Origin of the sequence: Robinsoniella sp. KNHs210 (genome assembly GCF_000686105.1) — a bacterium.
In the GTDB taxonomy this organism is placed as follows: Bacteria; Bacillota; Clostridia; order Lachnospirales; family Lachnospiraceae; genus Robinsoniella; species Robinsoniella peoriensis.
Genome location: NZ_JMLZ01000001.1, coordinates 1,282,018 through 1,296,293, shown reverse-complemented (window position 1 = coordinate 1,296,293; position 14,276 = coordinate 1,282,018). Strand labels below are relative to the sequence as shown.

11 protein-coding genes are annotated in these 14,276 nt (G+C 43.5%); 3 read left to right on the top strand and 8 right to left on the bottom strand.

The genetic code is table 11. The features are described from left to right. The first annotated feature begins 114 nt into the window (after nt 1-114). A complete protein-coding gene (locus CD03_RS0104975) occupies nt 115-861 on the top strand; it encodes a DeoR/GlpR family DNA-binding transcription regulator (protein WP_027292685.1) in 747 nt (248 codons plus the stop codon). On the opposite strand, the gene CD03_RS0104970 is transcribed toward CD03_RS0104975, so the two are convergent. From CD03_RS0104970 to CD03_RS0104960, 3 genes are read right to left on the bottom strand one after another with little or no spacing between them, the layout of a single operon-like run. Beyond that, nucleotides 854-2,194 (bottom strand): MFS transporter, encoded by a 1,341-nt coding sequence (locus tag CD03_RS0104970; protein ID WP_027292684.1) that lies wholly within the window; start codon nt 2,192-2,194, stop codon nt 854-856. The genes CD03_RS0104975 and CD03_RS0104970 overlap by 8 nt on opposite strands. Before the next feature lie 29 nt (nt 2,195-2,223). Beyond that, nucleotides 2,224-3,744, bottom strand: a complete 1,521-nt coding sequence (locus CD03_RS0104965) for an FGGY-family carbohydrate kinase (protein WP_027292683.1) — start codon at nt 3,742-3,744, stop codon at nt 2,224-2,226. Nucleotides 3,745-3,789: 45 nt separating this feature from the next. Continuing rightward, on the bottom strand, nt 3,790-4,566 hold the full coding sequence (locus CD03_RS0104960; RefSeq protein WP_027292682.1) for an SDR family oxidoreductase: 777 nt from the start codon (nt 4,564-4,566) through the stop codon (nt 3,790-3,792). 286 nt (nt 4,567-4,852) lie between these two features. Here CD03_RS0104960 and CD03_RS0104955 point away from each other — a divergent pair, with 286 nt between their 5' ends. Further along, the gene (locus CD03_RS0104955; RefSeq protein WP_027292681.1) at nt 4,853-6,007 is read left to right on the top strand and encodes an ROK family transcriptional regulator; all 1,155 of its coding nucleotides are present in this window, start codon (nt 4,853-4,855) and stop codon (nt 6,005-6,007) included. 33 nt (nt 6,008-6,040) lie between these two features. Here CD03_RS0104955 and CD03_RS0104950 read toward each other — a convergent pair whose 3' ends face one another. From CD03_RS0104950 to CD03_RS0104935, 4 genes are all read right to left on the bottom strand, one after another. Next, entirely contained in the window at nt 6,041-6,865 is an 825-nt protein-coding gene (locus CD03_RS0104950; protein ID WP_027292680.1) for an SDR family NAD(P)-dependent oxidoreductase, read from the bottom strand. Between the two features lie 175 nt (nt 6,866-7,040). Next, the gene (locus CD03_RS0104945) at nt 7,041-7,928 is read right to left on the bottom strand and encodes a DUF2935 domain-containing protein (protein WP_027292679.1); all 888 of its coding nucleotides are present in this window, start codon (nt 7,926-7,928) and stop codon (nt 7,041-7,043) included. A 137-nt stretch (nt 7,929-8,065) separates the two neighbouring features. Next, on the bottom strand, nt 8,066-8,557 hold the full coding sequence (locus tag CD03_RS0104940; protein ID WP_156042783.1) for a hypothetical protein: 492 nt from the start codon (nt 8,555-8,557) through the stop codon (nt 8,066-8,068). Between the two features lie 83 nt (nt 8,558-8,640). After that, the gene (locus CD03_RS0104935) at nt 8,641-9,390 is read right to left on the bottom strand and encodes a cyclase family protein (protein ID WP_027292677.1); all 750 of its coding nucleotides are present in this window, start codon (nt 9,388-9,390) and stop codon (nt 8,641-8,643) included. Between the two features lie 363 nt (nt 9,391-9,753). On the opposite strand from CD03_RS0104935, the gene CD03_RS35800 reads away from it, so the two are divergent. After that, nucleotides 9,754-11,592, top strand: a complete 1,839-nt coding sequence (locus CD03_RS35800) for a sensor histidine kinase (RefSeq protein WP_052377673.1) — start codon at nt 9,754-9,756, stop codon at nt 11,590-11,592. A 38-nt stretch (nt 11,593-11,630) separates the two neighbouring features. Here the strand turns inward: CD03_RS35800 and CD03_RS32465 are convergent, their stop codons facing one another. Then, a complete protein-coding gene (locus CD03_RS32465; RefSeq protein ID WP_052377672.1) occupies nt 11,631-14,234 on the bottom strand; it encodes a glycoside hydrolase family 38 C-terminal domain-containing protein in 2,604 nt (867 codons plus the stop codon). Nucleotides 14,235-14,276: the final 42 nt, after the last annotated feature.

Sequence of the window (14,276 nt, the reverse complement as noted above, 5' to 3'; positions counted from 1 at the left end):
AATCGCAATTTTTTATTCGAATCCAATATCTCTTTCTTACGAAACCAAATGATTGCGTTTCTGCTTTTCTTATGTTATAATAAATAAAATTTATACAACGAAAGGGAATGCCAGATGAATCATCGTGAAGAAAAAATCTTAGAACTGCTTACGCTGGAAAATAAAATAGAAGTAGCCAGGCTTTCTGACCTGTTAGACGTATCTAAAGTAACGATCCGAAAAGACCTGGACAGCTTGGAAGAAAAGGGATTAATTAAAAGGGAACATGGATTCGCGGTTCTTGGTTCCCGGGAAGATATGAATTACCATCTGGCATTCCATTATGAAAAAAAGAAACAGATAGCAAGGACAGCTGCCGGCATGGTACAGGACGGGGAAACGTTAATGATCGAATCCGGTTCCTGCTGCATCCTGCTCGCCGATGAACTGGCGCGTACCAGAAAAGATCTGACTATCATTACCAACTCTGCATTTATTGCCGGGTATATCCGCCACTATCCCACGGTTCAGGTCATTCTGCTGGGAGGAACCTACCAGAAAGATTCCCAGGCTGTTGTGGGTCCGTTAACCATTCATAATGTGCGTACTTTCTTTGTAAAAAGACTTTTTATCGGGATAGACGGATTCCAGGAGATTTTTGGCTTTACCGGAAGTAATTTAATGCGCCGGGAGGTCATCCGTGCCATGTCAGAACAGGCAGAACACACCACAATATTAACAGAATGCGAGAAGTTTTCCCAGAAAGGAGCTGTCTCTCTGCTGCAATATCATGAGGTATCCTGCCTGATCACGGATAACGGGATTTCTCCAGAAAAGGTGGAGCTCTTAAGAAGCAAAGGGGTGGATGTCACCGTCACATAAATTCAGACTGTTGACCGTTTCTTCTTCCATCCAGAACCCTGCTCATTTCCGCTCTTTTTCTATCCAGATTATAAAAATACATCAAAATTCCAATTACCAGGCACAGTCCCAGGGGTATCCAGATAAAGCTTGCTTCAATACATGCCAGAGCCTTTGGAGACTGATTTTCATTCGCCGCATAGCCGCCCCACTTCAATATTCCTCCAATCACCGCACTTGCAAGTCCCATGCTTGCTTTCACGAAGAATCCCTGGAACGCTGCAATCAGTCCTGATATATTCTTGTTCTTTTTATACTCCGAATAATCGATAACATCCGGCTGAATGGCAAAGGTCACTCCAAAGATTCCGTAAATTCCAAGTCCGGTAACGACAAGGCCTGCCAGCAGGAAAAAGGAAGTGGACCTGCCGATATAAATCATCATATCTCCTGCAATATAGATGACGATACTTAAATACATCACCCACTTCTTTCCAAATTTTCTCTGAAGAGCCGGAAGAACTAACAGCATCGGAAGTCCTGAAAGAATTCCAAGAAGTCCCACCAGGGTCAGCCATTGTGTCTTTTGGAGATTATATGTAAAATAGTAAATTACGGTGGTACTTCGGAATACATACAGTCCAAAATATAGAAAATTCAATATAAAAAATAATATGCTCTGGTCTGTCAGTCCTTTCAGGCTTTCCCGGAGTGTTACCTTTTCTTCCTGTACGGTAGAAGGAACGACCTCTTTGGTACTGAGAAAAGTAATAACAAATATAATCATTGCCACAATGCCATACAAACTCATGGTAATTAAATATCCACGGGCCTTGTCGCCTTTTCCAAAGTACTCTACTAACGGAGCTGTAATGGTCATAACAATGGCCGTTCCAAGCATGGCACAGATCATCCTGGTGGATACCAGGCAGTTTCTCTCATGCAGGTCAGAGGTGAGTCTTGGCACAATTGTATTCAGCGGAATATTTACAACGGTATACGCGGTGCAGAGAAGACAATACGTAATATAAGCCCAAACGATTTTCCCTGCACTTCCCAGCTCTGGTATATAGAAAGTCGCAATGGTAAATATGGCAAAGGGTACCGCACCAATCAGAAAATAAGGCCTGCCCTGTCCCCATCTGGTGTGAGTCTTATCCACGATAATTCCCATTCCGGTATCAGTTAGAGCATCAATAAATTTTGTAACAAGCATCAGCGTACCGGCAACTGCTGCCGATATGCCGAATACATCCGTATAAAATATCATCAAATAGGATGCCATTGTACTGAATACAAGATTGCAACCCAGATCTCCGATTCCATAACCCACTCTTTTTCTCCACTTTTTCATAATCATTCTCCTCCAAAAGACTTACTGATTTATATCTTTGACAGCTTTTTCATATCTTCTTTTAAATTTTCATATATGGACTGGTAAACACCGTAATACGCATTGTATTTTTCGTGGTTTTGTTGATCAGGCATTATTTTTTCATCCAGAACCTGCCATTTTTTCACTTGCTCATAGGTAAGCAGACCGGTTCCGATACCCGCCAGCATTACATCCCCCATATTTGCTTCCACATCATAGATGGGGCATACTACTGGATATCCTGTTACATCAGCAAAGATCTGTCTCCATACCTTTGACTTGGTAACTCCCCCTGCCAGCAGAATGTATTCACCCAGATATTCACCGGTAGCCTCCATGGCATTTCTAAGGGAATATGCCACTGCTTCCAAAAATGCCCGGTACAGATGTGCCTTTGTATGGGTCAGTGACAGTCCCAGGATAGTACCTTTTGCATCGGAATCCCAGACAGGGCTTCTTTCTCCCATAAAATAGGGCAGCACCACAAGCCCTTCACTTCCTGCTGGAAGCTTTTCTGCTTCTGCATTTAATACGTCGTATGCCTTTGGACCGCCTGCCTTTTCCGCCTCAGCTTCGAACTGGCAGATCGTATTGCGGAACCACTTCACTATCGCCCCTGCAGTAGCTCCGCCTGCAAAATAATAGGATAATTTCTTAGCATCATACAGATAGGGCCATACGATCAGGCCTTTTCCTTTTACCGGTTTATCCGAAATCAGTGCTGCGCACATGGAAGTTCCGATGGCTGCTGCATAGATACCGGAATCAAAAACACCAAGGCCTATATTCGCAGCTCCGCAGTCAATTCCTCCTGCAATTACCGGCATTCCTTCCCACAGTCCCAGTTCCATCGCCAGCTCTTTTTTAAGTCCTCCTACAATATCCGTGGACTCCACAATCTTCTGAGGCATCATTGACATGGGAATTTCCATGGCTTCCATCATTTCTTCAGACCACTCCCTCCGGTTCATATCAAATATGCCTCCGATATTTCCCGCTGAAGAATAATCAATGGCAATTTCCCCTGTCATTTTATATATTACATAGTCATTTGGCGGGAGAAACAGTTTGGTCTTTTCCCAGTTTTCCGGTTCATGGTTCTTCATCCATAGAATCTTAGTATAGCCGTAATAGGGATCTGCCCCGTTGTGTGTGATTTCAAGCAGTTTTTCTTCCCCAATCTTCTCCAGCACCCAGGAAGTCTCTTCATCTGCACGTCTGTCCATCCAGATCATACACGGTCTGACCGGGTTCATCCGTTCGTCCAGTGGAATACCGGATCCTCCATATAATCCGCTGACTGCAATTCCCCTGATGTCCCTGGGATTCACTCCCGATTCCGCTACTGTATTCTTAATGGATGCCAACGCTGCATCCGCCCATACATCCGGCCACTGCTCCGCCCACAATGGTTTAGGGGTCAGCACATCATATTCCTGCAGGTTCTGGGCTATCAATTTCCCCTCGGTATCCATTAAAATAGTTTTTGTTCCGGATGTTCCGATATCCGTTCCTAATAAATAATTCATCTTTCTTCCTCCTGTGGGATTCTAAACTGTTCATTTTTACTGGTTCTAGAAACAGGTAAATGCTCCATCCACAACAAAATCAGATCCGGTTGTAAAGGAGCTGGTATCTCCTGCCAGATAGACACAGATAGACTGGAGTTCCTCCGGCCTGCCCATTCTGCCAAGGGGCGCCATGGCATTCCACTGTTCAATCAGAGGCTGCAGGCTAGGTGAATTCAGGGTCAGTTCAGTCCCGATATATCCCGGGCTGATACTGTTAACCCGTACATTTCTCTTCGCCCATTCAATTGCCAGTGATTTGGTCAGCTGAATTACACCCGCTTTTGAGGCATTATAGGAACACTGCGGCTGCGGCACATTTACAATATGTGCAGACATGGACGCCGTATTAATGATGGAACCGCCGCCCTGCTTTAACATCACTTTTCCCGCTGCCTGTGCCGTTAAAAATACGCCGGTCAGATTGATGTCGATCACTTTTTTCCATTGTTCGTATGTCATCTCCTCTGCCGGGATATTCATACAGATACCCGCATTGCAAAAAGCAACATCCAGCCTTCCAAATTTGCTTAATATGGTTTCTATCATCGCATCAACTTCGTCCGGTTTTGTTACATCCGTTTTAACCGCTATTGTTTCTACTCCATTTTCTGCGGCAAGCTGGTCAGCCGTTCTTTTCGCCTCTTCCATATCCACATCCACAATTGCCAGATCTGCTCCCGCTTGTGCAAATGCCGTGGCAACCGATTTGCCTATTCCTCTTGCTCCTCCTGTTACAAAGATTTTTTTACCGTCCAGTCTCATCTTTTCAATAATTCCCATATCCATTCCATCCTTCCTACCGTTTTATGTAGATTCGTTTTTTCGTTTTCATTTTATACATATTCATTTTATAAAATGATTTTCTAAAATGTAATTACATAATAGCTCTTTTTATCTTCTTGTGCAAGATGGAATAATACTCAAAATTTTGTTATATTTTTTAGATAATTTTACCAAAAGTCTTTTTCTAATTACTTTACATAAAATTATATGCTATAATGATTTTGCAAATCTATTTTACATAACGAAGTGAAATCCACGTTTTACTTTTATATAAGGAGTTATCATGGAAAAATTTTCTCTTACCGACATAAAAAAAATGAACTATTCTGACGTTTATCATTATATCTATTCCAATGATAAATGTTCAAAGCAATCTATTGCAAATGCACTGCAAATGAGTCTTCCTACTGTAACACAGCATCTGAATATGCTTCTGCAAGAAGGCTTTATTGAGACCTGCGGACAGCTTCAGTCCCAGATTGGCAGAAAGGCAGTTGCATATACCATTACCCCTTCTGCCAGAGTTTCCATCGGTGTGGAAATTTTAAAAAACAAATTAACCATTGCTGTTCTGGATCTGTATGGGCATATCTGGTTTCAGAAAATATGCCGGATTCCATTCCGGGATTCTGCAGATTATTTCAAAGAGGTCAGCACGGAAATCAGACAGTTTATCCTGGAGCAGGAAATTGAAAGTAAAAATGTTCTTGGCATTGCATTTGCACTCCAAGGGCTGGTATCCCAGGACAGCCGGAACATTATTTATGGAAAGATTCTGGACTGTACCGGTTTATCCATTTCCTCGTTTGAAGAACACCTGGACTATCCCTGCCGTTTTGTACATGACGCAGAGTGCGCTGCCATGACAGAACTCTGGGATCATCCAAAGCTTTCACACGCGGTATATTTTTCACTTGGGTACCATCTGGGCGGTGCAATTATAATCAATGGGGAAATACAGAGCGGGCGCACTGGTCGGAGTGGCACAATTGAACACATGACCCTTGTTCCAGGGGGGCTTCCCTGTTACTGCGGACAAATGGGGTGTATGGAATGCTATTGTTCTGCCAATGCCCTGCTTGCCGGAAACGGGGATTCCGGAAACGAAGATCTGGATGCTTTCTTCGAAGCGAAAAATGCCGGCAGCCGGGAACAGGAAGACCGCTGGGTACGCTATCTCAATTATCTTGCCATGGCAATTAATAATCTTCACATGGTAATCGACAGCGAGGTAATCCTGGGCGGACATCTGGCACCTTACATGAACGAGCAGGATCTGGAATATCTCCATGCCCGCATGCAGAAAACTACAGCATTTCCCGAAGCGGATACATTCCTGTCACTTGGAAAGAGAAAAAGCAGCACCGTGGCTACCGGAGCTGCTCTATACTATATAAAAGATTTTCTTCAAAATTTAAGCGGCGGGCATGATTGGTAGAATGATTGGTAGATCATACCCCTGACTTCAAAATCAAAACGAAGTCCATCCGCCATCAGTCTGAACCACGGCACCTGTCATATGCGTCGCATCCTCTGAAACTAAAAACAAAATAGATGCTGCCTGTTCCTCTGCCGTCGCTTCTCTCTCCTGCATGGTCTTCGTTTTTTGCCCTGCCATGGACTGCGCTTTTTTCGGATCTAATCCCGCATCCAAAGCCTCTTTCTGCTTTTTCATTACAAATGCATAGGCTTCCTCTACCATAGGGGTTGCCGTACCTGCAGGATTTACGGAATTGATACGGATACCATAACGTGCATAATCCAGGGCGAGATTCTTAGTCAGTCCATTTACTGCATGTTTTGAAGCTACATAAGCAGGATTTCCAGGAAGTCCTGTCACTCCTGCAATGGAAGAATTATTAACAATTACGCCGCCCCTGCCCTGGCTTAAGAATTGGGACAGCTCACTTTTGCAGCAAAAATATACACTGTAAAAGTTATTTGCCATTGTAAAATCCATATCTTCTTTTTTTAAGTTATGCAAAGGACCGGGGTTTCCCATCACTCCTGCATTATTAACCGCGATATCCAGTTTTCCATAATGAGCCACTGTTTCCTGTACCATCCTTTCTGCATTTTCTTCCGTGGAAATATCCAGATTTAAGAAGATCCCATCTCCTCCGCTTTCCTTTATTTCCCGCAGCACCTCTTCTCCCTGTTCTGCCCGTATATCAACTAATACCACCTTTGCTCCTTCTGCCGCCGCTCTTTTTGCCGTTGCTTTCCCAATTCCTCTGGATGCACCGGTTATGATCATAACCATATCTTCAAATCTCCCTTTAAATACCATCGTCATTCTAAACCTCCTTTTTCAGTAGTGTATACTTAACAAGCGGATCTTAGTCCATTATTTATCTGCAATATGAATGGCCCTCAGATGTTTCTGGGTTATTGCATAAAAATAAGAAGTATATGGGCGGATCGTCACTTCCGCTCTATACTTCTTATTTTCATTTTATCTAATCCTGTTCCTACAATAATCTCAGGTAGTGGTTCGCTTCCCTCAGTACATGGTCTGCAAGGAGCGGAAGTATAATGGAGGAAATCTCACAATCAGAAATTCCTTTTGTTCCGGCTTCTTTAAAATCACGGTATCTGCAGGTTTCCTCCAGTGTTCTCTGGGTAAGTTCATCCATTGTCATGCAATTCTTTGTATTGGCTTCTTCCAGAAGACAGGCATATTCATTCGCAAAATTATTCGCAGTTTCTATGAGTTCCGCCTCTGAAGGATCCAGTAATCCACGGATAAACAAGGCATGTTCCATCATAATCTGATTCCAGAATAATTCCATCTCTCTTCTGTTTTCAGGACATATGGTACCTTCACACTCTAATTCCCTTAAAAATGACTGATATAACTTTGCTTCCCTGATGATATGCTGAATGAGCAACGGATAATTGGCTGTAAAAAGCCGGCATGTATTAACATCTTTTAGAATATTCTCTTTGAAATCGATTAATCCGCTTACCAGCTCCAGGGCTCTTCGGTTTAATGCTCTCGTCCGTTTTTCTATCTCTTTCACATTACAAACCTCACAGTTACACCTAAGCTGATGCTCAATCAGGGTAATGTTACTATTGATTGGGATTCCTGTAAGATGCTGGGTCTTCTTTTCTGCAAGTAACGTATAAGGCGTTACAATTTCACAGGACTCCAAAACTTCACAGCTGATAATCCCATCGCTGATTCTTGCAGTTTCTGCTAATAAATTTTCAAATTGTATTCTGTAGCATGATGCTGTCCTGATACATGCCGCATCTTTTCTCATGAACCCTGCTTCAAGAAACAGTGAATGTTCTTTCATGATTCGTGCAAAAAACAGATGTAATTCTAACGATTGTGAAATAAAGTGATGCATATTGAATCTCCGGTAAGTTTAAGCGTTCTTTTTATTTATATGCAAGACATTACGGAAGGGGTCCGTTTGTTTGAAATTTTTATAAATTCTATTCTCCCGCCATCTAGATCAATTTCAGCTTTTCAATGATAGCTGGCTTACAAAGCCAGAGTTGCTTCCAGCATCTCTTTTGAGCGATCTACAATCTTCTTCACTTCACCCATGCTCTTCCTGGTCAAAACATCCTGGTATTTTTCCATTAATTCATAATTGGGAATACACAGATAACCATCATGATAGGATAAGAAACCATAGACCACCATAGCTGATAAAATTTCATCCCTGGTATCCAGTTGTAATTCTGATGCACTATATCCTTTTAATTTCACAGGTACCTTAATTCCTGCTACCATTTTCACAATATCTTCCCGCACTTCATCTACGTTATGTTCGATGCAGTCTGCAATCTCATTCATAGGCCCGGTCTCCGTCCAGTAATTCAAACACATACCGCACATTAAAGCTTTACTTACAGAACGAGGATTAAAAAGGCTTTTACTATCGCTCAGATAATAACCATCATACCACTGCTTCACTTCATCAAAAGATATACTCTGACCAAGATAATCTTCTTTTTCATCTTTTGTCATGAATTTTTTAAGATGGAATCCCATTCATCCAAAATACAACCAGCGCTTTCATACCGCCCAATGGGATCCGTCAGGTATAAAAACTATTCTGCAATCGCCCACATCCGCACCGGAAGCCCCGTTGCTCCTTCAATGGGAAGAAATGCCGCAATGACTACGGCTCCCGCAGGAGGGACTTTGTCCAGATTGCACATTACCTCTACCTGAAGCTTACCCTGTTTCAAAAGATAGCGTTCACATGCAAGATCCCCTGCTTGTGCAGCCAGCTCGGATGCATCAGTATCCAGTGTCTCATGGCCGTTTGCTGCTGCATTTCTCACCTCGTAAATATACTGCAGCGCCTCCATAGACCATCCAGGAAAATGTTCACCGCCATTTTCATCGAAATTGGAAATGGCATCCATATCCGGCCAGCGGGAACTCCATCCCGTATACAGTGCCACAAAGGCCCCGTCCGGGATTTCACCGTATTTTTCTTCATACGCTTTAAGGTCCTCTACCGTAACCGCATAGTGCACATCTTGTTTTACCTTATCCGAAATATCAATAACCACTAATGGAAATACCATATCCTTAACGGAATATGCTTCCGATAAAGCTTCCCCTTTAATAAAATGCCCCGGGAAATCAATATGCGTACCAAACTGACCCGGAAATTTGAAAGACTGAATCAGACACTCCAATTCATTGCCCCAGTCATATACCGTTTTTGAAAGCTCCACTGCTCCTTCCGGTATACCGCTCCAATAAGGGCTGGTGTTGTTCAGGGGATGCGAAAGTTCAATCCAGCGGTAATTTTTCAGTTTCTCTAGTTCTTCCCATAGTTTGTACATATATGTTTCCTCCCTATCTGTTATATTTTTACAAAAAGCCATAATATCAGCTATTTGTCAGTTAAAATGTTACGTAACGTAAATATCATGAATTATGACCGACAGCTCTGCTGCAAATCTCATATTAGGCAAAGTATAGCAGGTAACATTGGAAGTTACAAGATATATAAGATAAATTATTTGCATTTTTCTGTACTTATTTATCTTCTAATTAATGAATGATATGTTTATTGCAAAGCCTATTGTATTATAGTAATATAAAATATAAAACAAAAACAGACACAATTGAAACTTAACGTTTATCTGGCAGAGAGGATTCCCAATACATTTTCTGCAGCAGATATACAATGAGGAAGGACCACTATGTATATAAAACATTATTCCAATAAAAATACCTTACTATTACGAGTTACACTGATCATTCTATCTGCTGCTGTTTCCATAACGGCAGTTATACTTTTCACCACATTGTTTCGCTTTGACCAGCAAATGAAAGTGGATGGAAAGTTATTTCCTGTAGAAATCATCGGGGAATACAGTGAAGAAGGCGGCCCCTGGAAGACTTTAACCCACCAGACTGATTTTGAAAATAAGGATCTAAGGGATATTACGGTGCGTGGTTACTTCAGCAGGGATATTCCGGAAGGAGATAAGTTCTTTATTAACATCGACCATATGCGTGTTTCCCTTAGCATAAACGGTAAAGAAATTTATGCTACCGGACCTGTAAGAAGCCAGGGAAATCCCACCCAGGCAGTTGGGAAACAGTGGGTTACCATTGTTTCACCGGGCATTACCTCCAGCGACAGTGTGGAATTAAATTTTGGCAATCTCTATGGGAATGCCTATATGATTCAGTTTGATGAATTACTCCGGCAAATGCATACCGGTGATGAACGAATGATGTTGTTTAAAGCAGTAAGCAATGACGGGTGGACGATGAGCATCGGTACGATTTTTCTGTTCCTGACGTTATTTTTGCTAATCGTTGCTCTGGAATGTGCCATTTTGAAACTTAAAGGTGCACGCCGTTTTCTGTGGCTTGGATTGGTTACACTGTTTTCCTCCATCTGGTTCTATACCCTGTCTCCTGCCCCTACGCTGGTTTTGCCCTTTCCTGTATTTCTGAATGTCCTTTATGCCTTTTCCATGCAGGGAATCGCAGTATTTGTTGTACTATTTGCAGCTGAACATCTCTCCGGCTGGAGAAAGCAATCCTTATTATACTGTACCGGCCTTCTGATGCTTGTCACCCTTGCTGCAATGCTGAATCAGATATTCCTTATACAGGATCTCTATACGGCCATTAATTATTTCTCCATTCTGGACCTGCTCATTGCACTGTGGGTAATCTTCTGCCTGTTTTACGAAACACGCAGGCTGAACAACAGAGAATCTGCCCAATTACTGAAAGCCATTTTCCCTCTGGCAGTCTGTGCAGTTTTAGAATTAATCAATGGATATGTGCAGTTTTCAGAGGCCGCCATTCTATTGGGACTGGGATTAATCTCCTTTTCCCTAATTGAGGAAATCTATACCATACGAAGGATCAAAGAGAGTATGAACAGTGAAAAACGTGCCCTTATCCTTGAAAATGAGTTAAACCAAAATCGTATTTCCGTGATGCTCAGCCAGGTACAGCCCCATTTTCTCTTTAATGCCCTGCAGGGTATCAAACAGCTCTGTGACACAGAACCTGCCCGGGCTTCAGAAGCATTAGAGCGTTTTTCCTTTTATCTCAGGGGTAACCTGGATTCTTTGATGGACAAACAGCTGATTTCTTTTGAGAAGGAAATGTTTCATGTGAACAATTATCTGTATCTGGAAAAGATGCGGTTTCCGAATAAGCTGCATATCGAAACCGAGATTCTGTATCAGGACTTTCTGCTTCCCCCTCTTACGGTCCAGACAATCGTGGAAAATGCAGTACGGCATGGAATTATCAAGAGAAAATCCGGGGGTACGCTGCGTATTAAAAGTGAGCGAACTGACGATAACATTATGATTACCATCCGTGATGACGGACTTGGATTTGATTTGGACATTCCGAAAGAGGATGGACGTACACACGTGGGAATCGAAAATGTACGCAGCCGGCTCATGCTGCAATGCGGCGGCTCCCTGGTGGTCGAGAGTGAAGCAGGTGTGGGTACAACAGTTAAAATCATTCTGCCGCAGAACGTGGAGCTGAAATCTCAGTAATTGGGGTATTGGATTCAGGTTGTCGCTGCAAAGCTGTTTCACAGCACGGTGGAACCGGAAACCATCGCTTTTCCAAAAATATCACAATTTTTTAATCCAACCGCCCCAGGTGTCCATTGAAAGGTTCTAAGCTCAAAGGGCTTCAGCTCAAGCTCCTGCTCATACCCGTCCAGCGGAAGGGATACCTTCACCTTTCGCCTGCGTCCTGTGCTTTCAAACAGGCGAATCACATAAGCCTCCTGACCGGCAGCCTTTCTCCAGGAAGATAGAATTACAGCGGGATCATCCACTAATATGACGCTTCCCATCTTCTTTCCTTCTCCTGAGGGAAATGCCTGCAGTACAACCGGCGCCTCCTGGAACACAATGGCTTCATTCATCACCTGCTCCAGACGTTCGGAGCCATTTCCTCCCTGTATCACAAAAGAAAATTCCCGTTCTCCCTGATCTATGTAAGGCAGGTAACGGTCCTGTACCAGAAGGGGTCTGTCTCCAATTGGGTGAGCAGAATATACGGCAGAGTGAATCAGCGATATCCTCATGGTTCCATCCATAAAATCTACGCCGGAATTGCACATATTCAGTACGGTCAGAGCAGAATTCTCTTGCCCGTCCCATAGCCCGCACCAGCGATGGAAAACCTTTTCTTTCCCATCCGTCTCCTGATCCATTACACCGCAGACCGTTTCGCTGCGCCCTTTGGCTTCTTTCAGACAGGTGGGGATCTCAAATTTTAAAAACTTGCCCTTCTCTGTCCAATTAACCTTTACTTCTACCGTAACGGCAGTTCCGTAAACAGGAAGAATATAATTGATACAGGCCTTGGAGGTTTCATAGGAAAATACAGCCTCTACCACAGTTCTGACGGGACCACTTTCAATAATCCGCACGCTGTCTATCACCGTTCCTGCCCTGCCATGGCAATCATTGTACACTCCACTGAAGCGGCTCCCTTCCTCCTTTTCCATCAAGACAAACCGCCCTTCCTCCTGTTGGTAGCTTTTGCGGTTCATTCCCCATGGATCACAGTCCGTCTTCATGACCGTTAGGGCACATCCTCCTGTTTTAAGATAATTTCTTCCGTTTACCCGGTAAGCATCCAGGAGGCCTGTTTTGCAGTTTACAGCCGCATATAGCGTACCATTGTCAAATACAATCTGCTCATTAGAAATCTCAAGTGCCTGATTCTGTGCATTTCCCGGTCTTTGCTCTGTCATCCGGATTCCGGCAGAAAAACGGTTCATAGAAGCCGGTGCCAAAGCAGCATGGAAGGTCACTCGCTTTCTCCAGTCCAGATTCAAATTGCAGGCTTCTTTTTCCACCTGGCTTTTGAGTTCTTTTCCATTCCGGGTAATATATGGCAGCGCATATTTATCTGTCCAGTTCTGATTTGCCAGCTGGAAATCACAGGTGAAATCCCGTTCCACCGGGTAGGGGTGCGGATTGTAGATCAACACAGGAAACTCTCCCTCCTGAGCCGGTTCTTCTCCATTCATTAAGGCAAAAAAGGCCTTGCGCTTCCACTTTTTTACGATTTCCAATCCAAAGCTTAAGGTCTGCAGACTTCTTTCTTCTGCGGACCGGATAGCTGTGCCCGGCAAAATATCGTGAAATTCACAAAACAGCAATGCTTTTTGTGCCTCCTGTAACTCTTCCTCCGGGTAAGAGAGAAGTCCCAGGGCAACAGCCTGTGACAGCATCTTCTCGGTTACAGACAATTCCCCTTCCAGCTCTCTGTGCTTCTGCTTGATGCGTATTTGGGATGTATAACAGCCCACAGACCAGGCATTCAAATCCTTTTTCACGATCGGTTCTGTTTTCCCGGAATTCATGCACAACTGTCTGCGTTCCGAGAAATAGGCTTCCGGCGTAGAGTGAATCAGATTCCACTGTGGCTCATCTGATGAATCCACAGCGGATACGGATAATTTCACATCCGGATTTTTTGCCATCATCATTCGCCCGATCTCTTCCAGATCTATCCTGGATGGTCCGCCTCCATGATTACCCACTCCCCACAAAATGCATCCGATCTGAAGATTTGGATTCATCCCTTGTTCTTTCAGCCATTTGTGTATAGTCTTTCCTGCTTCTCCCATCAGGGTTCCATAGGTATCCGATCTGTGGGCCATCACTCTGGATCCGTCAAATCCTTCCCAGATGAAATCATCCTCCGGCAGCAAGCAGTCTCCCTGCCCCGGACGGCAAAACAGATACGACTCATATCCGGCCTTTGCCAAAAGCTGTACCAGCCCTCTGCTGTGTCCGAAGGAATCAAAATTGATTGCCGTAGTATTTGTTACACCAAACTTTTCCTGAAAATAGTTTCTTCCCAACTCTATCTGCCGAAGAATGGATTCGCCGCTTGGCATATTGCAGTCCGGCTGCAGATACCAGCCTCCCATAATATGCCATCTGCCCTTTTCCACAAGACTGCGGATGCGGGCAAACAGCCTGGGTTCATACTCCTCGATCCATTCATATAACAGTGCCTCGTTATGATTAAACACCAGTCCGTCATATTCTTCACAGAAAGCAGCTGCCATACGAAAGGTTGACAGGGCTGTGGATATTCCTTCTTCCATATCCCACAGCCATACGGGATCAATATGGGCATTACAGATTAAATGCAGATTTTTCATTATAACTTATACTCCTGTCTCTTCCATTATTTTAAGCCGGAA